Raw genomic sequence first — 24,590 nt, 5'->3', positions numbered from 1 at the left:
ATTCATTAATCTAAAATATAATATCGACTATAATGTCGCTTTGGCTCTTTTATCTGCTTCTATGAAAGAGGTATCATATCCTGAAAACTTTTTCATATAATGTTTAACAGTCGTTCCGTAAGCATCAGAGAAATTATTACTTCCATAACTTCTCAAAAACTTCTTAACGCTACCTGGTCCAGCCAAATGGGCCGCAGCCAAAATCCCAGACTCCGTAATATCAACACCATTAATCTTCTTCCCAACAAAACGTTCGATATCCTTACGTAAAATCCATTTATTACGTTCTGCGTTGGCTAAAAATGCCTTTTCTTGTAGTTTTGGATTATATAAAAATTGTGTTGGATTATAGATTCCAATCATTTTCAATGTTTCTTTACCAAATTGGTATTTCCCTAAATACCCTAAAGTATTTACTGTAAAATAGTTACCTCTAGACTCTTTAAATGCTAGAGCTTCTTTAAAACCATGGTAAGATTTGCCTAAATACGGAAAATAAGTGTACGTTGATGGCATTGAACTAGTTGCTTCTTTCAGCGTTAATTCATTATCATTAGGTGTATGCTCGTTAAAAGCAATGTCCTTAGATATATTGTAATCAAGCTCTAAACCTTCAGTTGAATAATCGGCATAATTGATCGATTGCTCAGGTTTAAGTGCCAAATAAAGTGTGACACAAATAGCTAATGGTACAACAAAATAATTACCTACTTTTTTAATCATAATAGCTAATTTTAGTAAGTCGAAATCATCCCCTTCTATGACTTACAAATTGCGCCTGCAAATATACGCTTTTTTCTATATATCTGAAAATAAGCTGTTAAAGTGTTGTTAAAAGTAGATATAGTGGAGCTTTATGCCGTTTTTCCCGTTGAATTCAATAGCTGGAAAAGGCACTTTTATGACGTTCAAAACGTCAAATACGGTTCTCAACACTCGAGAATTTGTGCGTATTCTAGACAAATCTACATCCAAACTAAGGAAAAATTGCCGCTGTCTATTTTGAGTTATAAATATGTTATTAACATTTTCCTCTTTTCCGGTGAGCATTCCCTCTGCACTATAACCAACTGCCAGGTTAATCCATTTAGGAATTTTACTATCCTTAAAGAAAGAATGCACATTGGCACTCAACCAATATGTTTGTCCATTATAATCCTTTAAAAGCTCTTCTAAAAACCCCTCTCCTAGTTTATCAGGTCGCTGACTGGCATATTGTGTTTGATGAAATGAATACTTCATTGTTATACGTTGCTCGTCCCATAACAGTTCTTGTCCGACATACAGTCCAGTTCCCAAGCCATTGGCAACCATATCAGACCAAGAAAATCCCCATTCTTCAGAATAGCCATCAAAAATTTCTACAGCAGTTAAAAATCCAAAACCTAAGGTAGCTCCATAAATAAGTTGATCTTTTTTGGAAACACCACTCCATCTTAGGGCATTTGCTCCTAGTCTTCCAAGTTGATAAGACGAAAACACATGACCGAGTTTGTCCATTTGCAACCACTCATCTGTATCATTTATTGTTTTAAATTTAGATCTAGGGAAATCGGCATACCATAATTGATCGAGTCCTATTAACGTTAGTGTAGCTAAGGAAGTTTCAGCAATAACAACAGCATTACGTCTTGAATTGTGCAGGGTATCGCTTGGTTTTAAAAAAGAATCGCCCCTTGATTGAGAGTGAGCAGAAACCAACACCAAGGCACATATCAGAAATAAAAAATGTCGAATCCTGAACATTATTTATTAATCCCTTGAGACGAAAGATAACGTTGATACTCTCTAGCATTGACATTATGCTGAGATAAAGTTTTTGCGAACTTATGAAATCCGAGTTTTTTTGCATTGGCAGCAAAATACAAGTAATTATGCTTTTCATAATTGAGTACTGCATTAATGGCTGAAATATCAGGCATAGCTATTAATCCTGGAGGCAAACCTGCATTCATATAAGTATTATAAGGTGACTCAATATCCTTATGTTTGTTCAGTACTCGTTTTATAATCGTGTTTTTATATTCGGGTAATTTATACGCTGCAAATTTCAAGGTTGGATCAGCTTGCAAAGGCATTCCAATGCGCAATCGGTTCATATATACACCAGCAATTCTTGGTTGTTCACTGGCCTGCTTTGATTCTTCATGAACAATAGATGCAAGTGCCATTATTTCATCTTGAGACAAGCCAATAGTTTTAGCTTTTGCTTTTCTATTGTCATTCCAAAAACGATTATATTCTTTGAGCATTCGGTCTCTAAATCCTTCTGCCGACGTATTCCAGAAAAACTCATAACTATTTGGGACATACATACCCAGAGCTGTTTCGTTTGAAAAGCCGTTTTCTTCCAAGAATGACGTATCAGTCATTGCTTGAATTAAAGCGGTACTATCGGTATCTATTTGGTTGCTTATTCGACCTGCCAACTTCTCAAGACTCTCTTGGTTGTTAAATGCTATTTTAATAGGAACATTATTACTTCGTATAGAATTAATAATATCATTATTACTCATTCCTTTTTTAATGACAAACTTTCCCGCCTTTAAATTAGAAGTGTACTTCTTTCGTTCTGCCAAAGCATCAAACCCCTCAATATCCTTAAGTAAGGGTTCTAGTTGCATTCTTACATCTTTGTAGGCGTCGTTTTTAGACACAAAAATGTAAGCCTCATCATTATTGAAGCTGGTATTTGGCGATAACATCGCGTTATAGACATAATATCCAAAATAAGCAGCAACAAGCAAACCTATAATTGCGATAGCCCAGAGTATTTTCTTTATATACATTTAATTAAGAAGTATTTGTAATAAGTATTCATTTTTATAAGAACCATTTACATAGTTCCAGTCTTTTTTTAATCCGATTATATCGAATCCCTGATTTTTAAACAACTTCAAGCTCATATCATTTTCTTCGGAAATATTACAAAACAGTTGATGCATATCTAAGTGTGACTTACAGTAAGCTATTAATAACTGCAATGCTTCCTGTCCATAACCTCTTTGCCTCATATCCTTGTCTTTTATCAATATTCCCACACCAGCACGTCTATTTTTAAAATCAAAATCAAATAAATCGATCATTCCAATAGCTATATCATTTTGAGTACAAATTACTAAACGCAATTGTTTGACTTCAAAAATATCTTTATGAGCTTGTTCAAGATATTGCTTTATTAAAAACTTAGAATAAGGTGTTATCGTATTACTTACTTCCCAAATATCCTGATTATTCTCAATGGCATGAATAAAATCAAGATCTTCTGGCTCTAAAGCTCTCAAATAAATATGTTCTCCTTTGAGTGTTACCATTATATATGACCTTTATAAACTTGAGTTGCTGGACCAATAAGCCATATATTCTCATAACTTCCATGACCTTTTTCAAAAGATACTTTTAGCGTCCCTCCTTCAGTTTCTAACGTTATCAGGTTTTTTTCTGTCTCTCCTATATAGTGCATTGCCAAGGCAACTGCTGTAACCCCTGTACCACAAGAATAAGTCTCATCCTCAACACCTCTTTCATAGGTTCTTACCGAAAAACTATCATCACTATTCTTACTTACAAAATTAACGTTACTCCCTTCTTCATTATAAGGTTCACCTGATCTAATTTGTCTTCCGATAGTCTTAACATCAAATGATGCCAAATCATTAGCCATTTGAATATGATGTGGCGACCCTGTATCTAAAAACGTATGAGATTCGTAAGTCTCAATAGAACTAACATCTTGCATTTGTAAACTTACCAAGCCATTTTCAATTTTAGCCTTATGCAGTCCGTCAATAGCCTCAAAAGTTGCAGTATCCTTAATGACACCCAAAAAATTAGCAAAGGCAGTTATACATCTTCCACCATTACCACACATAGAGCTTTCATTACCATCTGCGTTAAAATAAACCATTCTAAAATCGCATGATTCATGAGTTTCAAGAAGTATTAATCCGTCGGCACCAATACCAAACCGTCTATCACATAAAAAAGAGATAAACGCCGTATCTTTTTTGTTGAAAATTTGCTGACGATTATCAACCATCACAAAATCATTTCCTGTTCCCTGATATTTATAAAATGTAAGTTCCATAGGTGATGCAAATATATAAATAATGATGCGATAATTGTGTTGTTAAATGAGCGTTAAATTAGACGTTAAAAATCGTTAAAGTTCAATTTCTACTTCAATAAATAGTTAATTTTAGTCGTTACATTTTGTAATAACATTTAAAACCTAATAACTAATGAAAAAGATTTTAACCTTAGTATTTGTTTCGGTGTTAGGTGGAATCATAGCATTATCTGCCTACACTCTTTTTATCGAAAAAAATCAAACTATAACCATAACTGAAAGCTCAAACGAGCCACAATTTTTGAATGCGAGTTATGACACAAATACAGCCAACTTGATTAATGGCGAACAACCAGATTTTATTGAAGCTGCCGAGAATACAATTAACTCAGTAGTTCATGTCAAAAACACATCTATAGTAAGTGGAGCTTTAACCTTTGAAGATTTATTCTACGGACGAAGTTCACAACGCGCTCAAGTTGGAACTGGTAGTGGTGTTATCATTGATAAAAATGGCTACATTATTACTAATAATCATGTGATTGCTGGTTCTAGTAGTATTTCTATTACTTTAAATGATAATAGAGTATATGAGGCTACACTTATAGGTGCAGATGAAAAAACAGACATCGCTCTTTTAAAAATTGAAGCAGACGAAGATCTTCCTGCCATCGAATTTGGAGATTCAGATCATGCCAAAATTGGCGAATGGGTTCTGGCTGTTGGTAATCCTTTTAACCTTACCTCTACTGTAACTGCAGGAATTATCAGCGCTAAATCTAGAGATCTGTCTGGACGAAACTCTCAATCGTTTATTCAAACAGATGCAGCGGTAAATCCTGGAAATTCGGGAGGTGCTTTAGTGAATTCTAATGGTAGACTTATTGGTATCAATACGGCTATTACATCAAAAACAGGGTCTTACATTGGATACTCGTTTGCAGTGCCAAGTAACATTGCCAAAAAAGTAGTACAGGATATTATTGAATATGGCGATGTACAAGAAGGTGTGCTTGGTGTATCTATTTTAAATAGAAATTCTGACGAAGCAAAAGAACTAGGAGTAAGCGAAATTCAAGGCGTATATATTAGTAATGTCGAAGATAATTCTGGTGCAGAAAAAGCAGGTATCAAAAATGGAGATATTATTAAAAGATTAGATAACGTAGAAATTTCTAAATTTTCAGATTTGAGCGGCTATATTAAAACCAAACGCCCTAATGATGTCATTAATGTTGAAATTGAACGTGATAGCAAAGTTAAGATTATCCCTGTTACGCTTTCAAAAAGCGATATTATTAGTGTCAAATTTATCGACATGGAGTTACGTAATCTCCCTTCAAAACTTAAAAAAGAATACGATATCAAAAACGGTGTTATTGTTCAAGATAATAAGAATAGTTTCCTCTATTCAAAACTAGGTATCTCACGCGGGTATATTATTACTGGTATCAACGACGTTCCAATTAATAGTGTAGAAGATATTTCAAAATTCACCGAAAAATATGGTGATAAAGCTCAAGAAAACATTTTTAAGCTAGAATATTTAAATACCAAATTAGAGCGAAAAGAAGTCATCTTTAGATAGACCAAAATCAAACGAACAAAAACCTCTTCAAAATTTAAAATTTAGAAGGGGTTTTTATTTTGTATAAAAACGCTACGAAAACGTTTGAAATGTATTATTTTTGCAAAAATTTTTAAACACACAACACACTAAATTAATTACAATGGGTTTGAACGGAACTTATGAAAAAGAACTCGCTTTTCAAGCAGATCGAAGAAGAGCTACAGTTGAATTTATAAAAATTGTTAGCGATCTTTGGTACGACAAATCAATAGAATTGGTGCTTTTTAGAAACCAACTAATTGATCGTAACGTGAGCGAAATTTTAAATCTTCACGAATATGCTGGAGAGTTTGTACAGAAACCAATTTCAATTTTTGATTCTGTAGAAATTGCGCAAGCAATTAAAACGTTAGACCTTCCTCCTGCCAAGTTAGATATTGGAAAGTTAACTTACGAATTTCATCTTGAAGACCAAAAGTACAGTAATGCTACTGGATTTGTTGCTGAAAAACTTAAAGACGCTAAGAAAAATAAAGCCATACAACCAAAAGATGTGGTGCTTTATGGTTTTGGACGAATTGGTCGATTAGTGGCCAGAGAGCTAATGACTAGAACAGGAAAAGGAAGTCAATTACGTTTAAGAGCAATTGTAACTCGCGGAACTATTGACCAAGTTGTTCTTGAAAAAAGAGCCTCTTTATTACGTAACGATTCTGTACATGGTGATTTCCCAGGAACTGTTATTGCCGATGCAAAAAACAGTGCGTTAATTATCAACGGAACTACCGTAAATGTCATATCGGCTAATGCTCCTGAAGATATTGATTATACTAAGTTAGGTATTAATAATGCCTTAGTTATTGATAACACTGGAGCTTTTAGAGATGACGAAGCTCTAGGAAGACATTTAAAGTCTAAAGGTGTTGATAAAGTATTATTAACTGCTCCAGGTAAAGGTGTTCCTAATATTGTTCATGGTGTAAATCACTTAGAAAACAATCCAGATAAAGTTGATATTTTCTCTGCCGCATCTTGCACGACTAATGCCATCACTCCTGTTCTAAAAGCAGTAGAAGACACATTTGGTGTTATAAGTGGACACTTAGAAACAATCCATGCCTACACAAACGATCAAAACTTAGTTGATAATTTTCATAAAAAATACCGTCGTGGTAGAGCTGCAGCACTTAACATGGTCATTACCGAAACTGGTGCCGGAAAAGCTGTTTCAAAAGCCTTACCATCGCTAGAAGGAAAATTAACATCTAATGCGATTAGAGTGCCTGTTCCTAATGGTTCTTTAGCTATTTTAAATTTAGAATTAGAAAAAGAAACATCTGTTGACGGTATTAACACCATCATGAAAAAATATGCTCTTGAAGGTGATTTAGTAGAACAAATCAAATATGAAATGAGCGATGAGTTAGTATCTAGTGATATTGTTGGAAGCTCTGCTCCATCTATCTATGATAGCAAAGCTACTATTGTTCGTGCTGACGGAAAAAATGCTATTTTATACATCTGGTATGACAACGAATATGGTTATAGTCATCAAGTCATTAGATTAGCTAAATACATTGCTAAAGTAAGACGTTTTTCTTACTATTAGTCTTGAATATAATTTCTAGAAAAATCCCATTTTTAAAAAAGTGGGATTTTTCTGCTTTATAGAAGCAACCATTTTAATGTTTCTGCATCTAGTAATTAGAATCTATAAATCAATTACTATGAAAATGAAACCTTTTGCCTGGCTATTGCTATTATGCTTTAGTTTGAGCTTTCAATCTTGCTGGTTAACCGACACCGAAGATGACATCGTCACAACTACTGTTCCCGATTATTACGTACCTGTAATTATGCAACGTTCAGTTTTCGAAAACACCACTACACTTCAAACAACTCCAGAAGTCATTGTCAATTCAGGAAAAATTTATGTAAAGGATAACTTCATTTTTATAAACGAACGCAATAAAGGTTTTCATATCATCAATAATACAGATCCATCTAACCCAGAAAATATAGCATTTCTAAATGTTTTAGGATCTTCAGACCTGACGATTAAAGGCGCATCAATATATGTGAATAACGCAACAGATTTACTTGCGCTCACTTTAAATGCGCAAGAGGGCACAATGGAAATTACCAAACGTATCCCTAATGCCTTTCCTCAAATAAGCTCGCCATTAGGATCTAATTTTTATGGCGTACAAAACAACGAAATTATTGTAGACTGGACCTTAAACGAGAACAACTAAACTTAAAACCCACGAATTATGAAAAAATATATCTTTTTAATAATAACAGGACTTGTGTTGAGTTGTGATTCTGACAGCTCAAGTGATTCAACCACTATGTCTAACGAAACTGGAAAAGCAGGTTCATTAGCGCGTTTTACATCCTACAATGATTATTTATATACTGTAGATAATCAGAAACTAAATGTATTTAACATTGCTAACAGAGAATCTCCTGTAAAGGTAAATGAGCTTCAAATAGGGTTCAATATAGAAACCTTATTTAACTATAAAGAATACCTGTATATAGGTTCTCAAAATGGAATGTATATCTATAGCGTTCAAAACCCTGAACAACCTCAATATTTATCTGATGTACAACATTTTACAGCTTGCGATCCTGTAATTGCCAACGCTACACACGCCTATGTTACATTGCATGCCGATATTGGATGTGGTACAACAATCAATGTTTTAGAAACCTATGACGTGACAGATGTTGTAAACCCTATTTTAATTTCTAGTCGAAATTTGACTAAACCTATCGGATTAGGATTGTACAATGACTATCTTATTGTTTGTGATGATGAAGTTAAAATATTTGATGTGTCTGATCCCAGTAATTCGGTCTTAGTTCATGCTATAAATCGCAGTGCTTTTGATGTTATTGTTAACAATAATACCTTGATCCTTATTGGTGAAAACGGATTATATCAATACAGCCTTAATCCAAATAGTATCCAAAATACAGAAGAGTTGAGCACTATCAACATCTAAAATCAACTTTCATTCGTATATAATTTAGCCTCACATTTAGTGAGGCTAAATGTTTATATCAACATATTGATTTACACCTAAATTATCATATAAATTGTTATATTGCTACCATTAATTATGCTATTAAAACTCAACCAAACCAAGATGAAATTTTTTAAGACATTACTACTCTCTACTCTTACTGTACTATGTTTTTCTGTGGCTTCTGCACAAACAACCAATGATGAGGAAAAATTATCATTAAACAGTGGGACTATCGACAATCAATTTGAATACGTTATTAGACGTTCAAATAGCTGGCAAGATTATAAAACAGTTAAGAAAACATGGCTTTATGCATTAAAAGCGCATACCATTGATTCTTTGAAAGCAGTTCATAAAGATTTAGATGATACTCAAGCTATTGTTCAAACACAAGCCAAGGAAATTGAAGACCTAAAATCTAATCTTGCTAACACTAAAACGAGTTTAGATAACACCATTGCCGAAAAAGATAATATGGAACTTTTCGGGATTCAAACCAGCAAACCAAACTATAGCTTAATCTTATGGAGCATTGTTGGCGTATTGTCGGCACTTTTATTGTTCTTTATTTATAAGTTTAGAAATAGTAATGCTATAACTAAGCAAGCCAAAAAGACCTTAGCTGAAACCGAAGAGGAATTTGAAGAGCACAGACGTGTTGCACTAGAACGTGAACAAAAAGTAAGACGTCAATTACAAGACGAAATTAACAAGCAAAAAAACAACGGATAGTCATTTCTGAGGAAATAAAAATTCGTGTACTGTTTTAAATTTAAAATCTGTAATTTCGGTTACAGATTTTTTTTTATGACTATCACGCACGCACAACTCAAAGACTTAGATGCCCTGATTGGCTTATTTGAAGGCTATCGCATATTCTACAAACAAGAACCAAATCCACAAGCTGCAAAGCGCTTTTTAACACAACGCATCGTTAAGAATGATTCTATTATATACATTGCTTATGTTAATAATCAACCTGCTGGTTTTACTCAGCTATACCCATTGTTTTCTTCTGTATACATGAAGTCAATATATATGCTCAACGATTTGTATGTAGCTTCCAAATTTAGAAACCAAGGTATTGGAGAAGCGTTGATTAATCGGGCTAAACATTTATGCCAGTCTGAAAATAATAAAGGTATGGCCATTCAAACAGCTTTTGATAATCCTGCGCAGCACTTATATGAACGCTTAGGTTTTGAGAGAGATACCGATTTGCAGTTTTTCTGGAAAAATGCATAAACTTCAACTCAAGTTTCAATTTAAAATTATATAAATGAGCTATCATATTTATACCGAAAACAATAAAGAATTAAAATTATCTGATATACTTCAAAGCGAGCATTTACCAACTAATGTAGCGATTGCTTTTGGACAATTAGAAGATGAAATCATAAATGGTTACTCTAAACTATATATACCTCATCAATCTTCAAGAGGAGTCGTGATTACTAAAGATGATACCGAATATGACATCGAACTAAATATAGGCTCAAGTAAAGAAGATTATCATCTTGCGTCCAAAATTGCTTTAGCTCTAGGTACTTTAAATAACTCCAAAATTTCTCCTGAATTTGATGAGAGCCTGTCACTCAATGAATTTGAAAAAAAATATGACACAGCTTGGGCTGAGGAAAGTCAATCGATAGGTGTAAGTACATTGATAAGCATCGTAAAAGAAAAAAGCCCTATAGTAAAGATTAATGGTTGTAAACGAGGGTATTACTTTGGTGAAAACATGATAAATGAATTCTCTATAGATAACCCAGACGAAAAGCAGTTTACAGAACGTTTAGTTGAAAACATAAGACGCATTCAGTTCATTGAAGATTTAAATGAAGACCTAAATATCCCTAGTTTAATGGAAGCTGATTTCCCTGAAGGTGTAAAAACATTTATAGTTGTTCCTCCAGAGTTTAAACTATTACTTTTAAAATCAGACTTCATAGTTTTAAATGATAATAAAAATGTACTTAAAGTAGAGGCTAATAAATTTATTGATATTCTTAATACAAAGTCCATGCTCGAAAGACTAGACGAAGAACAATACATAATGAACCCAATTAAAACTAGTGACTATGCCGAGTTAATGGCCTTGTTTAACAAGGAACAACCGCAGAAAGAAAAAAAGAACAAAAAAAGCTGGAAATTTTGGAAATAGCGTCATGTCTAATACCATACAAAAAGTTCGATATGAACCATAAATAAAGGCCTTACTATCATAAAAAATTAAACTAAATACCTTTGCGAGAATTTCCTAAGAACATAAGATTTAAATACAATTGGAGAGCCTATCAGCATCGCGTATTAGAAGACTTACAAAGTCATTTAGAAGATTCGCATTTACATATAGTGGCACCTCCAGGATCTGGCAAAACAGTTTTAGGCCTAGAGGTTGCTATCAGACTAAACAACCCTACATTAATCTTAGCGCCTACTATTGCTATTAGAAATCAATGGATACAACGCTTCTGTGAATTATTCTTACAAGTAGAAACCACACCAAACTGGATATCAAGAGATATCAGAGCTCCAAAATTTTTAACAGTTTCAACCTATCAAGGTTTACATGCAGCCTGTAATGACATTGTCATAGACATGGATGATGATGATGATGATGATGATGATGATAAAGACTATATTGAAGACCGTCATGAACTTGTCATTTCAGACACCAATATGGTAACGATTGTCAATAATTTAAAATCTCAAGGCATCAAAACCATTATTGTTGATGAAGCACATCATTTAAAAAATGGGTGGTGGTATACACTCAATAGTATTAAAGATCAATTAGACCCAATAATAGTAGGTTTAACAGCAACACCTCCTTACGATGTTACCGTTAATGAATGGCAGCGCTATTTAGATTTGAACGGACCTGTAGATACAGAGATTTCTGTTCCTGAACTCATCGTTGAAGGTGATTTATGCCCTCATCAGGATTATGTATATTTTACCCTACCTTCAAAGAAAGAAAAACAAGGCATTGCCGCGTTTAGAACGCGTATTTCTGAATTATTCGAAAGCATTAAAACAGACGAGACACTTATTCGAGCCATAGAAAATCACCCTATTTGGTTGCTTCCCTCTCTTCATGTTGATTGGATTTACACTCATCTTTCCTACTATTCCGCCTGCCTCATATTTTTAAATTCAAACGGAAAAAAGATCTCAAAATCCCATTTGGATATCATTGATGATAAACCGGTTAGTATTCCTAGCTTTGATTATGATTGGATTGAAATTCTCTTAGAATTCTATCTCTTTAGTAAGGATGATTATTTTGAAACCTTTGCAGATCACAGAAAACAACTAGAAAATCGCTTAAGACAAGGTGGCGCTTTAGAACGCAAACGTGTTCATTTCTCTAAAAATAAAAAAATGTCTCGCTTTCTAAGTTCTAGTATCAGCAAACTACAAGGTATTAAGAACATTATAGAGTTTGAATACAATCAGCTAGATGATAAACTAAGGTTGGTTGTTCTATCAGATTATATAAGAAAAGAGTTTATAACCAATACCTCTGAAAACAAACTTGAATTAAATAAACTTGGTGTTATTCCCATTTTTGAAACGTTAAGACGGGATAATCCTAATCATATAAAACTAGGCGTGCTAACAGGTTCTCTAGTTATCATTCCAAAAAAAGCGCTTTCAGCATTTCAAGAAAAAGCGCAACAACTTAATATTTCTAATATAAAATGGAACACACTTGATTATGATGGTAATTATATTCTCATTAATCAAACCGAAACACTAAAACATCATATTGTACATATAACTACTGAAATTTTCCAAAACGGTCACATAGAGGTTCTTGTTGGAACAAAGTCCTTACTGGGTGAAGGTTGGGATGCTCCTGCCATTAATACTCTCGTACTCGCTACATTTGTAGGTTCATTTGTACTATCAAATCAAATGCGTGGTCGCGCTATTAGAACTCAAAAAAGTAACGATTCTAAAACGGCAAATATTTGGCATTTAGCCTGTATGGATACATCATCGTCATCAAATGGTGATGATTTTGATGTTTTAAAACGACGCTTCAGAAGTTTTGTTGGAGTTTCCTTTAGGGAAAAATCGAGCATTGAGAATGGTCTTGATAGACTTCAGATACCTGCAAATATTAACAGAAAAAGAACAGTCAATCAAACAAATGAAACCATGTTTGCTCTGGCGGCCAATCGTAATGAAATTAAACAACGATGGAAAAATGCTATTGCATCTGGCGTCACATTAATAGAAGAAATTAAAATTCCTTATCGTGAGGAGCGTCCATATAAAATAGCAAAGTCGGTGTCCTATTATAAAACCATCTCTAGTATTGGTGCAGCTATTATTTTTGGGTTAATAATATCTTCTGGATGGTTCCTTGAAGTCGTTTTTAAAATACTGCCACAGCATATTAGCTCATCTGGAGCGACCTTAGTTATAACTGCGATTAGTATGTTAGGGTTTTTATTGTTTGGAGGTCTCACTTATAAACATTTACGATTATACCTTAAGTATCGAGATCTTTCAAAAGACATACACAATATTGGTAAAGCCTTGTTGGCTTCATTGGTACATGCCAATTTAATTCACACGCCCATTGAACATCTAAAAGTGGTCTCAACAAAAAATGAATATGGCGCTGTATTTTGTCATTTAGAAGGCGGTTCAACCTTCGAGAAATCAACATTTATCAACGCGTTATATGAGATTATTTCTCCAATAGACAACCCTAGATACGTGATTATAAGAAAGCATGCTTTTTTTAATATGTATCAGCAAAAAGATTATCATAGTGTGCCAGATCAACTTGCTAAGAACAAAAGACTAGCAGCGTATTTCAAAACGCAATGGCAAAAGCATGTTGGTCATTGTAAGCTCGTATTTACCAGAACTCCTAAGGGTAGAAAACTACTTTTAAAATCGAGAATAAAATCTTTAGCTGCACAATTTAAAAATAAGATTGAGCATGTTAATAAATGGCGATAATCAAAACTCTCAATTAAAATAAATTTATCTATTTGCTGGCTACGGCAGCTTTAACATTAAAATTCTTAAGTCATCTTTAAAAGTATTCTTCCTCGACTCTATGATTTAAATTATCTTTGCAGTCTTAATTACAACTTATGCGTATAGATATTATTACCGTTTTACCAGAATTGATTAAAAGCCCGTTTGAAGCATCTATATTGAAACGTGCTATTGAAGCCAATTTGGTAAGTGTGCATTTCCACAACCTTCGAGATTATGCAACAGGAGGCTATAAGGCTATCGATGACACCCAATTTGGAGGCGGAGCTGGTATGGTTATGATGATCGAACCTATAGATAAATGTATAAGTAAATTACAAAGCGAACGCCACTATGATGAGGTGATCTATATGACTCCTGATGGTGAACGCCTAACGCAAAGTATTGCTAATCAAGTGTCTTTAAAACAAAATATTATCATTTTATGCGGACACTATAAGGGTGTTGATCAACGCGTTAGAGACAAGTTTATTACGAGAGAAATATCTATTGGTGATTATGTCTTGTCTGGAGGTGAATTGGGAGCAGCAGTATTGTGCGATGCCGTTATTAGATTGATTCCAGGAGTATTAGGAAATGAAACATCTGCCCTTACCGATTCGTTTCAAGATGGTTTGTTAGCACCACCAATTTACACCAAACCACGTGAATATGATGGTATGAAAGTGCCCGAAGTATTATTTAGCGGAAATTTTCCTGAAATAGAAAAGTGGCGCGAAGAAGAAGCCTATAAACGGACTAAAGAAAGACGACCAGATTTATTGGACGATTAAATTATTGAAGTAACCCGATGGATGATTATCAATATTTATATACCGTAAGTCATGTTATTTATAATTTGGCTTCACTATTAGTCGTTATCAGTTGTATTGTTATTGTGACTAAAAAAAGAACATTAGCAACAATATTAATGCTTATTGGAAGTGTGTTTGCTTTTCTTTTTGGTATTGGAAGTATTTATATATATGCCTTTACTGAAGCTTACGGAACCGACTCATCAATAAAAATGAATGCAATATCTAATTTAATTTCTGGTCTCGCTTATATAATATTTTGTTTAGGCTTGCTACTCTTTGCTATATCTCATTTTAAAAAAGACAGAACTAAAAATGAGTTCCTAGACTAAAGTGTTAAGGATTGGAACGGCATCCTTTTTACATCATTCTAGTTATGCCTAGTATGGCATCAAAAACCAGTAAAAAGATATAGTGAAAAGCCTGCCGTTTGGCTTCCTATAAAAAAGCCAAACGGAACACCCAAAAAATATGAATTAATAATTGTACGTTATTAATTATTAACTATCTTTGCACCCACTTTTGGATTAACCTCTGGCGAGAATCGTGAATGTTGATTTGAAACAACCTTGATAAACATAATAAAATGAGTTCTTTAGTAAAATTTGTACAAGACGAATTTGTAACAAAAAAAGATTTTCCAGAATTTGGAGCAGGTGATACTATTACAGTGTATTACGAAATTAAAGAAGGAAACAAAACACGTACACAGTTCTTTAAAGGTGTTGTACTACAAGTAAAAGGATCTGGTACTTCTCAAACATTTACAATTAGAAAAATGTCTGGAACTATTGGAGTAGAACGTATTTTCCCAATTAACTTACCTGCACTTCAAAAAATTGAAGTGAATAAAAGAGGTAAAGTTAGAAGAGCAAGAATCTACTACTTTAGAGGTCTTACTGGTAAGAAAGCAAGAATTAAAGAAGTTAGAAGATAGTAAGCTTCGACCACATAATTTCGAAAGAGCCTTGACAATTGTCAAGGCTTTTTTAGTTATGAACTTTTGTTAATAACTGTGGTTTATAAAATGTGAATATCTAAATAGATCAAAAATTTGGAATTCTCAAACAAAAACATACTTTAGCTAAACAATTAACAACAAACCTAGTTTGGTTTTGAATTAAGTTTTGAATTTATGTTAAATTGTAATAAAGCAACGTTCTTTATATAGTATTGTTTTTTGAGATTTTGAAAACTACAGGTGTAAGCGTGTAAGTAGCGAAATCATGAAACTTGAAACAAATTAGATGTGTAAGCAGGTGATTTGAATGAAGTGGAAAGCTTTGAAAAAGTAACAGGAACGAAAGTAAATGTGAAAAGGATGAGCAATGTTTATCGAGGCAGTCTAACACGCAAGTGAAAGATTAAGAGAAATAAACATCAAGGAAAGCAAACTAAACCGAAACGAAGTAATAACAGGTCAATACATTTTGAAAGTTAAGAAACGTTTCATTGAAATAGTGAAACTTGAACCGAAAGAGACGAGGGAACGCAAGTTCAGCTGTCTCGATTTTAGCAGCAATGCTAAATAGGTCACGCAAAGCTATCTCAAAAAAGCCATGTCAAAGTAGTTCAGCTACCATGATATGGCTTTTGTTTTTTTATCTCTCTTCGTTTTTATAATTTTAATGACTAAACTTTGTATACATGAACCTTCCCTTTATTAGCGATGAAACCTACAAAAATATAAGTTATACAAAACAGGAACTCCCAAAAGCCGAATATGATAATTGCACCTTTGTAAATTGTGATTTTTCAGAATCCTATATTTCAAATATTAGCTTCCTTGACTGAGAGTTTATAGATTGTAACTTTAGTATGGTAAAAGCAAAAGGTACCATTTTAAAAGATGTACTATTTAACAACTGTAAAATGGTAGGTTTTCCTTTTCACGACTGTAACGCCCTCTTTATGTCGTTCAAATTTAAAACGTCTCAATTAAATTTTGCTTCTTTTCATAATCTGAAACTCAAAAACACAACATTTGATCAATGCAAGCTAGAACAAACAGATTTTACCGAAGCCGATTTAAGTGGTTCTAAATTTGATGACTGCAATTTACTTCGAGCCATTTTTGAACATACAAATTTAGAACATGTCAACTTTTCAAATTCTTACAATTTGTCTATAAATCCAGAGCTTAATAAACTTAAGAATGCCAAGTTCTCAAAGGAGAATGCACTCGGACTCTTAAATAGCTATCAAATTAAAATTGAAGATTAAAACTTATGTATGGTTTTGAATTTGACAAAACAAAGCCAATAAATTATCAATTTCTCAATTTCTTACTTAAAATGTGGTACTTCTCTAAAAAGCTCATTATGTAGTCTTTATGTATTTCAAAGAAACCTTAGTTTTTTGTATATTTGCACAGCTTAAAAACTAAGCGTTTTCTATACATTAAATACTATCATTTTATGGCAAATACTCCTACAATCATTTACACGAAAACAGATGAAGCTCCTGCATTGGCAACGCATTCATTGTTACCTATTGTAAAATCGTTTACTAAATCGTCTAACATTAATATAGAAAGTAGAGATATTTCTCTTGCTGGACGTATTTTGGCGAACTTTCCAGATTTTTTAAACGAAACACAACGTGTTCCTGATGCCTTAGCAGAATTAGGAGAATTGGCTAAAAATCCAGAAGCAAATATTATTAAGCTTCCAAATATAAGCGCATCAATTCCGCAATTGAAATCTGCTATTAAAGAATTACAAACTCAAGGCTATCCTTTACCAAGCTATCCGGATGAACCAGAAAGCGACAGCGAAAAAACAATAAAAGCGCGTTACGACAAAATAAAAGGAAGTGCTGTTAACCCTGTCTTACGTGAAGGAAACTCGGATAGACGTGCACCTAAAGCTGTAAAGAACTTTGCGAAAATGAATCCGCATTCTATGGGAGCCTGGTCGTCAGATTCTAAAAGTCATGTTGCAACGATGTCACATGGTGATTTTGCACATAATGAGATATCTGTAACTATTCCAAATGCAACTTCAGTAAAAATTGTACATACTGATAGCGACGGAAACGCTACTGTTTTAAAAAATAATTTACCATTATTAGAAGGAGAAATTATTGATGCTACAGTAATGAGCAAGAAGGCCTTGCTAGCATTTTTAGAAGAACAAGTTAAAGATGCAAAAGCAAAAGGTGTATTGTTTTCATTACATATGAAAGCTACAATGATGAAAGTTTCTGATCCCATTATTTTTGGGCATGCTGTACGTGTGTTCTTTGCCGATTTGTTTGCAAAACACGGGGATACATTTGAAGAATTAGGTGTTGATGTTAATAACGGTTTTGGAAACCTAGTAAGTAAATTAAGTGAACTACCAGAAGATAAACGCCAAGACATAGAAGCAGATATTAAAATAGCATTTGCTCATGCTCCAGATGTTGCTATGGTAAATTCTGATAGAGGTATTACAAACTTACATGTACCAAGTGACGTGATTATTGATGCGTCGATGCCAGCTATGATTCGTACGTCTGGTCAAATGTGGAATGCCGAAGGAAATCAGCAAGATACTAAAGCTGTCATTCCAGATAGCAGTTATTCTGGTATATATACAGCTACTATAAATTTCTGTAAACAACATGGTGCTTTCGATCCAACAACTATGGGAACTGTTCCTAATGTTGGACTTATGGCGCAGAAAGCTGAGGAATATGGATCTCATGACAAAACTTTTGAAATCTCTGCTAACGGAAAGGTTGAAGTTATAGACGCATCAGGAAAGGTATTAACCTCTCATAATGTAGAAGAAGGAGACATATGGAGAATGTGTCAAGTCAAAGATGCACCTATTCAAGATTGGGTAAAATTAGCCGTTACAAGAGCTAGAGCATCCAAAACTCCTGCAGTATTTTGGTTGGACGAAAATAGAGCTCATGATGCCGAACTCATAAAAAAAGTTAATGCATATTTACCAACACATGATACATCTGGTTTAGATATTAGAATCCTTTCTCCTATTAAAGCTACCGAGTTTACATTAGATCGTATCAAAGATGGACAAGATACTATTTCGGTTACTGGAAATGTATTAAGAGATTATTTAACCGATTTATTCCCAATTTTAGAACTGGGAACTAGTGCAAAAATGTTGTCTATCGTTCCATTAATGAATGGAGGTGGTTTGTTTGAAACAGGTGCTGGAGGATCTGCCCCTAAGCACGTTCAACAATTCACTAAAGAAAATCACTTACGTTGGGATTCCTTAGGTGAGTTTTTAGCATTGGCAGTGTCATTAGAGCACTTCGGAAATGTAAACAATAATGCGAAAGCCATTATTTTATCTGAAACGCTTGATGATGCCACTGAAAAGTTGTTAGCTAACGGAAAATCACCATCTAGAAAAGTTAATGAATTAGATAATAGAGGAAGTCATTTTTATTTGGCACTCTTTTGGGCTGAAGCCTTGGCAAATCAAGACAAAGATGCTGATTTAAAACATGAGTTTACGCAAGTTTATAATGAATTACACGCAAACGAAGCTCAAATTGTTAACGAGCTAAACAAAGTACAAGGACAATCAATGGATATTGGTGGATATTACGAGCCTAACGAAAATTTAACTTCTAATGCTATGCGACCAAGTGACACTTTAAATAACATCTTAGGATAACACTTTAACATTATATATAAAAAAAGACTGTCTATTTAGATGGTCTTTTTTTTATACAGAACAAGTTGTAAATTTACAGAATGACAAAAGAAAACCTAATTGCTTGCCATAATAGAATTAAGCCTTACATCCACAAAACACCTGTTTTAAATTCAAGGTTAATTAATAATCTGGTAGGTGCCGAGTTGTTTTTTAAATGTGAAAATTTCCAGAAAACTGGGGCCTATAAAATGCGTGGTGCCACCAATGCAATTATGTTGCTTACTAACGAACAAAAAACTAAAGGCGTTGTAACACATTCTTCAGGGAATTTTGCCCAGGCCCTGTCATTAGCAGCACAGAGTTTAGACGTAAAAGCCACAATAATAATGCCTTCCAATTCTCCAAAGGTAAAAAAGGATGCTGTAAAAGAATATGGTGGCCATATCATAACCTGCGAACCAACAATCGAAGCTAGAGAAGCAGCTGCAAATCACGTTATCAAGAAATCAGGAGCTACATTCATTCACCCATCAAATGATCCCAATGTCATTTTAGGTCAAGGTACAGCCTGTATGGAATTACTAAATGAAATCCCTAATTTAGATGTCGTGTGCTGCCCTATTGGAGGTGGTGGATTAATTGCTGGGTCGGCATTATCTGCACACCATTTTGGCCAACATTGTAACGTTTTTGGGGGAGAGCCATTTGAAGCAGATGATGCTTATAGGTCTTTACGCTCAGGGAAAATAGAAACCAATAAAACTGCAAATACAATTGCTGACGGGCTAAGAACACAATTAGGTCATCATAATTTCCCAATTATCAGGGAACATGTCAAGGAAATTATTAGAGTCACAGAACAAGAAATTGTGCAAGCGATGCGTTATGTTTGGGAACGAATGAAAATCATTATTGAACCCTCAAGCGCTGTTGCGGTTGCGGCTATATTAAAAGAAAAAGAACAATTCAAAAACAAAAAAGTGGGTATTGTTATTTCAGGCGGAAATGTTGATGTTAATAGACTTCCCTTTTAATAATTAATTAACTTAAAAAGACTTAATTCTGATAGCATTCTTTCTTATTTTTGAAATATGACGGCATTCAGAAAAAACCTACCATTTTTAATTATATTCATTCTCAACATTGTCTCTGCTCAAGAAACATTTACTCTAAATGGTGTTATAACCGATTCTGATAGTAATGAAACGCTAATTGGTGTCAATATTATTTTCCCCGAATTACAAACTGGCACCAACACTAATGAATACGGCTTCTACTCTATTTCACTTCCTAAAGGAGACTATAAAATGCAAATTAGTTATTTAGGTTATACAACTATTACACAAACCATATCCTTTTCTGAAGATAGAACCTTAAACTTTAAATTACTTGAAAGTACTGAAAGTTTAAATGAAGTAGTAATTAAACAAGATGTAGAAAGATTAAATATCAAAAAGCCTCAAATGAGTGTTAATGCATTGTCTATTAAAACTATTAAACAAATGCCTGTTGTATTAGGTGAAGTTGATGTGATTAAATCTATAACTTTACTACCTGGAGTCACCAATGCTGGCGAAGGAGCGTCAGGATTTAATGTTCGGGGTGGCGCTGCAGATCAAAATCTGATATTACTCGACGAAGCTACTATTTTTAATTCATCTCACCTTTTTGGCTTTTTTTCAGTGTTCAACCCAGACGCTATTAAAGATTTAAAATTGTATAAAGGGGGTATTCCCGCACGATATGGAGGACGTGTCTCTTCTGTTCTAGATATTTATCAAAAGGAAGGGAATAGCAAAACATATAAACTAAGTGGAGGTATTGGAGCAGTATCTAGTCGTTTGTTGGCCGAAGGTCCTATTGTAAAAGATAAAGGTGCTTTTTTGGTTGGAGGAAGAGGTTCTTATGCCCATTTGTTCTTACCACTTATTGATAATGATAATGTTGCCTATTTTTATGACTTAAACACCAAATTGAATTATAAGCTAAATGACAATAACAGCTTATATCTGTCTGGGTATTTTGGTCGTGATGTTTTTAGAATTGCTGATAACTTTGAAAATACCTATGGAAATTCGGTGCTTAATTTAAGGTGGAATCATTTGTTCTCTGACAAAATTTTTTCCAATTTATCTCTAATATACTCTGACTATTTTTACGGATTGGAGTTAGATTTCATAGGATTCGAATGGGACTCTGGTATTCGAAATTTTAATTTAAAATATGATTTTAAACATTATCTGAATACTAATTTTCAACTTAATTATGGCATCAATAACATCTATTATAAATTCAATCCAGGAGAAATAAAACCTAATCGATCAGACTCAGGAATTGTAAGAGAAAAATTAATAGACAAGTATGCTAATGAATTTGCAGCTTATATTGATGTGGAGCATAAAATTTCCAATAAACTCATTCTGAGATATGGTGTCCGTTTAAGCAACTTCATTAGGTTGGGACAAGATGAATTAAACATATACCAAGATAATAACCCGCTTATATTTAATGAAGAACTACAAATTTATGAGGGTGCCGAACCCTTAAACACACAACAATTTAGTAGAAGTGATAAAATTGAAACGTTCACTAATTTAGAACCAAGACTAGCCATTGCTTATGCGTTCAACGATGACACTTCAATAAAAGCAAGTTATAATCGAATGGTTCAATACCTGCATCTACTATCAAATACGAGTTCCCCGACACCATTAGATGTTTGGACTCCAAGCGGTAAATATATTAAGCCCCAACTACTTAATCAGTATGCTTTTGGGTATTTTAAAAATATTAAAAACAATACCTACTCATTAGAAAGTGAAGTGTTTTATAAAACCATAAAAAATCGTATTGATTATATAGATGGTGCCAACCTTATTGCTAATAATGCCATAGAACAAGATATTCTTAATGGAGAAGCTCGCGCCTACGGTTTAGAGTTATTATTGCGGAAAAACGAAGGAAAATTTAAAGGGTGGCTTGCCTATACATTATCAAAATCTGAACAAAGAACACCTGGCAGAACAACGCTTGAAACTGGAATCAATAACAGCCAATGGTACAATACTGGATACGATAAAACTCATGACATTTCATTTAATGGGAATTATGAATTAAACGAAAAATGGACTTTTGGAGCCAATTTCATTTTTCAAACTGGACAACCTACAAATTATCCTTCTGGTCAATTTCAATTTCAAGGTTTGACCGTACCAATTTATGAAGGTTCAAGAAATAGTGAACGCCTTCCGGCATATCATCGTATTGATATCTCGGCAACCCTTACTCCCAGAAAGAATAAAAACCGAAAATGGCAAGGTGAATGGGTATTCAGTATATATAATTTATATAACAGGAGAAATGCGGCTTCAATAAATTTCGCTAGAAATCAAGATACTTTCGTAAATGAGGCAACAAGAACCTCAATTTTTGGGATTATTCCAGCATTTACTTATAATTTTAAATTTTAAGTCATGAATAGATTAATATACATAGTAATAGTGTTTTTGACATTAACAAATTGTGAAGATGTCATTGAAGTAGAAGTTCCAAATAGTGATCCTCGTCTAGTGGTAGATGCTTCATTTGAATTTTATCTTAACGAAGATCCTGTAGCCTTTGGAGGCTACTTGCGCCTTACCATGTCTGCGCCTTTTTTTGGAGACAATATTCCAACTGTTAATGATGCTACGGTCTATATTACAAATCTTGAAGACAATTCAGTGGTTAATTTTGAAGCATCTGGAGATGAAGGTTTTTATGTTCCTCTTGCTGGTTCAATTGTAATACCACAATTTGATATATCGTACGAGTTAACGGTGATTTATAATAACGAAACTTTTAAAGCCATAACGCAATTATATCCTACAACTCTGATAGAAAACATTGAACAAGGTGATGGAACTCTATTTGAAGAAGATGAAACAGAAATTATCGTTACCATTACGGATGACGGTGATAGAGATAATTTTTATTTATTTGATTTTGATTTTGATCTATTAGAAGTTAGTGAAGATCGGTTCTATCAAGGTGAAACATTTACATTCTCCTATTTTTATGAAGACATGATACCAGGCCAAGACGTAACCATAAAAGTATTAGGAATTGATGAACGTTATTTTAATTATGCCGGATTACTTATTGAACAAAGTGAGCAAGAGGGAGGGAATCCGTTCCAAACCAATCCAGCTTTATTAAGAGGAAATATAATAAATATTACAAATCCAGATAATTATGCCTTGGGATATTTCAATTTGTCTGAAGCAGATAGACTTAATTTTACTATACAAGAATAGCTTAGGTCAAAAGACTTAGATTAATCAAAAATATTTTATTTTTGGTTTATGACATTTATAAAAACTACCGAACAAGATTCTAATTATAATCATTTAGAAAAAATGACTATAAATGAACTCTTAACTCATATGAATAATGAGGACAAATCTGTTCCTTTGGCTGTCGAAAAAGCGCTTCCACAAATACAAGCACTCGCTGAACAAGTAGTAATGAAATTACAAAATAAGGGTCGTTTATTTTATATTGGTGCAGGTACAAGCGGTCGCCTAGGTATTTTAGATGCTTCTGAATGCCCTCCTACTTTCGGTGTTTCTCACGATTTAGTGGTTGGTCTTATTGCTGGAGGTGATTCAGCAATAAGAAAAGCTGTCGAATTTGCTGAAGATTCACTAACTCAAGGTTGGCAAGACCTCAAAGACTTCAATATTTGTAAAAACGACGTTGTCATTGGTATAGCTGCTTCAGGAACTACGCCATATGTTATAGCAGCTTTAGAACAATGTAATAAAGAAGCCATTGTTACTGGTTGTATAACTTGTAACAAAAACAGTCCTTTATCACATGTATCGAAATACCCAATAGAGGTTGTTGTTGGTCCAGAATTTGTTACAGGAAGTTCTAGAATGAAAGCTGGTACAGCACAGAAATTGGTTCTCAATATGATTTCAACATCCGCAATGATTAAACTCAATAAAGTGAAAGGAAATAAAATGGTAGATATGCAATTAAGTAATAATAAACTTGTTGATAGAGGGACTAGAATGCTTATGAAAGAATTGAATATTAATACCGAGCTAGCTCAGCAATTACTTAAACAACACGGCAATGTGAGGACAGCGATTCAAAATTACAAACATGGAAACTAAACGAACAGATAAAGACCTTTTAGTCAAAGGAATAAAAACTATGGGATTGACCTTAGTTTTAATGTTTTTAGGACCAACTTTATTCTATATTGGGCTATCTAATAAAGATAAGCCTTTGTTTATCCCAATTCTAATTGTAGCATCTATTTTATGTGTTCTAGCAATTTATTTTGCTTTTAAAGGTTTAAAAACCATTATGGACAGCATGTTTAAAAATTCATAGTTTTTTCAAACCCAGTATATAAAAAACAAAAAACCCTTTTCATATATATATGAAAAGGGTTTCAAAAAAGGCGACGACCTACTCTCCCAC

The 24,590-nt window shown here is 33.7% G+C and carries 23 protein-coding genes; 18 read left to right on the top strand and 5 right to left on the bottom strand.

Features of this window, described 5'->3' with window-relative positions:
* Positions 1 to 27 precede the first annotated feature (27 nt).
* The 5 genes from Q0893_RS16390 to dapF form a co-directional block, all read right to left on the bottom strand.
* Entirely contained in the window at positions 28 to 723 is a 696-nt protein-coding gene (locus tag Q0893_RS16390) for a peptidoglycan-binding protein LysM (protein ID WP_298903966.1), read from the bottom strand.
* 108 nt (positions 724 to 831) lie between these two features.
* Positions 832 to 1,746: a DUF2279 domain-containing protein gene (locus tag Q0893_RS16385; RefSeq protein WP_298903967.1), complete on the bottom strand. Its 915-nt coding sequence runs from the start codon at positions 1,744 to 1,746 to the stop codon at positions 832 to 834.
* Positions 1,746 to 2,789, bottom strand: a complete 1,044-nt coding sequence (gene mltG, locus Q0893_RS16380) for an endolytic transglycosylase MltG (protein WP_298903968.1) — start codon at positions 2,787 to 2,789, stop codon at positions 1,746 to 1,748. The genes Q0893_RS16385 and mltG overlap by 1 nt, the downstream gene beginning before the upstream one ends.
* Positions 2,790 to 3,314 carry a GNAT family N-acetyltransferase gene (locus Q0893_RS16375; protein ID WP_298903969.1) on the bottom strand — a complete coding sequence of 175 codons (525 nt, stop codon included), beginning with the start codon at positions 3,312 to 3,314 and terminating at the stop codon, positions 2,790 to 2,792.
* Positions 3,314 to 4,087, bottom strand: a complete 774-nt coding sequence (gene dapF, locus Q0893_RS16370; protein ID WP_299277681.1) for a diaminopimelate epimerase — start codon at positions 4,085 to 4,087, stop codon at positions 3,314 to 3,316. The genes Q0893_RS16375 and dapF overlap by 1 nt, the downstream gene beginning before the upstream one ends.
* Before the next feature lie 154 nt (positions 4,088 to 4,241).
* Here dapF and Q0893_RS16365 point away from each other — a divergent pair, with 154 nt between their 5' ends.
* The 18 genes from Q0893_RS16365 (at position 4,242) to Q0893_RS16280 (ending at position 24,500) form a co-directional block, all read left to right on the top strand.
* Positions 4,242 to 5,657: a trypsin-like peptidase domain-containing protein gene (locus tag Q0893_RS16365; protein WP_299277678.1), complete on the top strand. Its 1,416-nt coding sequence runs from the start codon at positions 4,242 to 4,244 to the stop codon at positions 5,655 to 5,657.
* Positions 5,658 to 5,799: 142 nt separating this feature from the next.
* The gene (locus Q0893_RS16360) at positions 5,800 to 7,248 is read left to right on the top strand and encodes a glyceraldehyde-3-phosphate dehydrogenase (RefSeq protein WP_298904021.1); all 1,449 of its coding nucleotides are present in this window, start codon (positions 5,800 to 5,802) and stop codon (positions 7,246 to 7,248) included.
* A gap of 118 nt (positions 7,249 to 7,366) precedes the next feature.
* The gene (locus tag Q0893_RS16355; protein ID WP_298903972.1) at positions 7,367 to 7,894 is read left to right on the top strand and encodes a hypothetical protein; all 528 of its coding nucleotides are present in this window, start codon (positions 7,367 to 7,369) and stop codon (positions 7,892 to 7,894) included.
* Positions 7,895 to 7,912: 18 nt separating this feature from the next.
* Positions 7,913 to 8,650, top strand: a complete 738-nt coding sequence (locus Q0893_RS16350) for a hypothetical protein (protein ID WP_299277675.1) — start codon at positions 7,913 to 7,915, stop codon at positions 8,648 to 8,650.
* A gap of 144 nt (positions 8,651 to 8,794) precedes the next feature.
* Positions 8,795 to 9,406, top strand: coding sequence for a tRNA (guanine-N1)-methyltransferase (locus tag Q0893_RS16345; RefSeq protein WP_298903974.1), 612 nt, complete (start codon positions 8,795 to 8,797; stop codon positions 9,404 to 9,406).
* Positions 9,407 to 9,481: 75 nt separating this feature from the next.
* Positions 9,482 to 9,919 carry a GNAT family N-acetyltransferase gene (locus Q0893_RS16340; RefSeq protein WP_298903975.1) on the top strand — a complete coding sequence of 146 codons (438 nt, stop codon included), beginning with the start codon at positions 9,482 to 9,484 and terminating at the stop codon, positions 9,917 to 9,919.
* A gap of 34 nt (positions 9,920 to 9,953) precedes the next feature.
* On the top strand, positions 9,954 to 10,838 hold the full coding sequence (locus Q0893_RS16335) for a hypothetical protein (protein ID WP_298903976.1): 885 nt from the start codon (positions 9,954 to 9,956) through the stop codon (positions 10,836 to 10,838).
* Between the two features lie 83 nt (positions 10,839 to 10,921).
* Positions 10,922 to 13,660 (top strand): DEAD/DEAH box helicase family protein, encoded by a 2,739-nt coding sequence (locus tag Q0893_RS16330; protein ID WP_299277670.1) that lies wholly within the window; start codon positions 10,922 to 10,924, stop codon positions 13,658 to 13,660.
* A gap of 137 nt (positions 13,661 to 13,797) precedes the next feature.
* Positions 13,798 to 14,475 (top strand): tRNA (guanosine(37)-N1)-methyltransferase TrmD, encoded by a 678-nt coding sequence (gene trmD / locus Q0893_RS16325; RefSeq protein ID WP_298903978.1) that lies wholly within the window; start codon positions 13,798 to 13,800, stop codon positions 14,473 to 14,475.
* 17 nt (positions 14,476 to 14,492) lie between these two features.
* The gene (locus Q0893_RS16320; RefSeq protein ID WP_298903979.1) at positions 14,493 to 14,828 is read left to right on the top strand and encodes a hypothetical protein; all 336 of its coding nucleotides are present in this window, start codon (positions 14,493 to 14,495) and stop codon (positions 14,826 to 14,828) included.
* A gap of 254 nt (positions 14,829 to 15,082) precedes the next feature.
* On the top strand, positions 15,083 to 15,433 hold the full coding sequence (rplS, locus tag Q0893_RS16315) for a 50S ribosomal protein L19 (protein WP_298896955.1): 351 nt from the start codon (positions 15,083 to 15,085) through the stop codon (positions 15,431 to 15,433).
* 881 nt (positions 15,434 to 16,314) lie between these two features.
* Positions 16,315 to 16,719: a pentapeptide repeat-containing protein gene (locus tag Q0893_RS16310; RefSeq protein ID WP_299277664.1), complete on the top strand. Its 405-nt coding sequence runs from the start codon at positions 16,315 to 16,317 to the stop codon at positions 16,717 to 16,719.
* A gap of 194 nt (positions 16,720 to 16,913) precedes the next feature.
* The gene (locus Q0893_RS16305) at positions 16,914 to 19,133 is read left to right on the top strand and encodes an NADP-dependent isocitrate dehydrogenase (protein WP_299277661.1); all 2,220 of its coding nucleotides are present in this window, start codon (positions 16,914 to 16,916) and stop codon (positions 19,131 to 19,133) included.
* An 80-nt stretch (positions 19,134 to 19,213) separates the two neighbouring features.
* Positions 19,214 to 20,149, top strand: coding sequence for a threonine/serine dehydratase (locus tag Q0893_RS16300; protein WP_298903985.1), 936 nt, complete (start codon positions 19,214 to 19,216; stop codon positions 20,147 to 20,149).
* A 57-nt stretch (positions 20,150 to 20,206) separates the two neighbouring features.
* Positions 20,207 to 22,585: a TonB-dependent receptor gene (locus Q0893_RS16295; RefSeq protein ID WP_298903987.1), complete on the top strand. Its 2,379-nt coding sequence runs from the start codon at positions 20,207 to 20,209 to the stop codon at positions 22,583 to 22,585.
* Positions 22,586 to 22,588: 3 nt separating this feature from the next.
* Positions 22,589 to 23,410 (top strand): DUF4249 family protein, encoded by an 822-nt coding sequence (locus tag Q0893_RS16290; RefSeq protein ID WP_298904011.1) that lies wholly within the window; start codon positions 22,589 to 22,591, stop codon positions 23,408 to 23,410.
* A gap of 48 nt (positions 23,411 to 23,458) precedes the next feature.
* On the top strand, positions 23,459 to 24,277 hold the full coding sequence (murQ, locus tag Q0893_RS16285; protein ID WP_298904013.1) for an N-acetylmuramic acid 6-phosphate etherase: 819 nt from the start codon (positions 23,459 to 23,461) through the stop codon (positions 24,275 to 24,277).
* Positions 24,267 to 24,500, top strand: a complete 234-nt coding sequence (locus Q0893_RS16280; RefSeq protein ID WP_298904015.1) for a DUF6095 family protein — start codon at positions 24,267 to 24,269, stop codon at positions 24,498 to 24,500. Before murQ ends, Q0893_RS16280 begins: the two co-directional genes overlap by 11 nt.
* The last annotated feature ends 90 nt before the right edge of the window (positions 24,501 to 24,590 follow it).

Source organism: uncultured Psychroserpens sp. (assembly GCF_947494225.1).
In the GTDB taxonomy this organism is placed as follows: domain Bacteria; phylum Bacteroidota; class Bacteroidia; order Flavobacteriales; family Flavobacteriaceae; genus Psychroserpens.
The sequence above is the reverse complement of the archived record's forward strand: the minus strand, read 5'-3'. Positions and strand labels throughout refer to the sequence as shown.

Bases quoted from the DNA above. Each gene is read 5' to 3' on its own strand.
- rplS (WP_298896955.1), top strand. From the start codon at position 15,083: ATGAGTTCTTTAGTAAAATTTGTACAAGACGAATTTGTAACAAAAAAA.
- Q0893_RS16300 (WP_298903985.1), top strand. From the start codon at position 19,214: ATGACAAAAGAAAACCTAATTGCTTGCCATAATAGAATTAAGCCTTAC.
- Q0893_RS16310 (WP_299277664.1), top strand. From the start codon at position 16,315: ATGGTAAAAGCAAAAGGTACCATTTTAAAAGATGTACTATTTAACAAC.
- Q0893_RS16345 (WP_298903974.1), top strand. From the start codon at position 8,795: ATGAAATTTTTTAAGACATTACTACTCTCTACTCTTACTGTACTATGT.
- Q0893_RS16335 (WP_298903976.1), top strand. From the start codon at position 9,954: ATGAGCTATCATATTTATACCGAAAACAATAAAGAATTAAAATTATCT.
- Q0893_RS16390 (WP_298903966.1), bottom strand. From the start codon at position 723: ATGATTAAAAAAGTAGGTAATTATTTTGTTGTACCATTAGCTATTTGT.
- Q0893_RS16360 (WP_298904021.1), top strand. From the start codon at position 5,800: ATGGGTTTGAACGGAACTTATGAAAAAGAACTCGCTTTTCAAGCAGAT.
- Q0893_RS16305 (WP_299277661.1), top strand. From the start codon at position 16,914: ATGGCAAATACTCCTACAATCATTTACACGAAAACAGATGAAGCTCCT.
- Q0893_RS16280 (WP_298904015.1), top strand. From the start codon at position 24,267: ATGGAAACTAAACGAACAGATAAAGACCTTTTAGTCAAAGGAATAAAA.
- Q0893_RS16320 (WP_298903979.1), top strand. From the start codon at position 14,493: ATGGATGATTATCAATATTTATATACCGTAAGTCATGTTATTTATAAT.
- Q0893_RS16340 (WP_298903975.1), top strand. From the start codon at position 9,482: ATGACTATCACGCACGCACAACTCAAAGACTTAGATGCCCTGATTGGC.
- murQ (WP_298904013.1), top strand. From the start codon at position 23,459: ATGACATTTATAAAAACTACCGAACAAGATTCTAATTATAATCATTTA.
- Q0893_RS16355 (WP_298903972.1), top strand. From the start codon at position 7,367: ATGAAAATGAAACCTTTTGCCTGGCTATTGCTATTATGCTTTAGTTTG.
- mltG (WP_298903968.1), bottom strand. From the start codon at position 2,789: ATGTATATAAAGAAAATACTCTGGGCTATCGCAATTATAGGTTTGCTT.
- Q0893_RS16290 (WP_298904011.1), top strand. From the start codon at position 22,589: ATGAATAGATTAATATACATAGTAATAGTGTTTTTGACATTAACAAAT.
- Q0893_RS16365 (WP_299277678.1), top strand. From the start codon at position 4,242: ATGAAAAAGATTTTAACCTTAGTATTTGTTTCGGTGTTAGGTGGAATC.
- trmD (WP_298903978.1), top strand. From the start codon at position 13,798: ATGCGTATAGATATTATTACCGTTTTACCAGAATTGATTAAAAGCCCG.
- dapF (WP_299277681.1), bottom strand. From the start codon at position 4,087: ATGGAACTTACATTTTATAAATATCAGGGAACAGGAAATGATTTTGTG.
- Q0893_RS16295 (WP_298903987.1), top strand. From the start codon at position 20,207: ATGACGGCATTCAGAAAAAACCTACCATTTTTAATTATATTCATTCTC.
- Q0893_RS16385 (WP_298903967.1), bottom strand. From the start codon at position 1,746: ATGTTCAGGATTCGACATTTTTTATTTCTGATATGTGCCTTGGTGTTG.
- Q0893_RS16350 (WP_299277675.1), top strand. From the start codon at position 7,913: ATGAAAAAATATATCTTTTTAATAATAACAGGACTTGTGTTGAGTTGT.
- Q0893_RS16375 (WP_298903969.1), bottom strand. From the start codon at position 3,314: ATGGTAACACTCAAAGGAGAACATATTTATTTGAGAGCTTTAGAGCCA.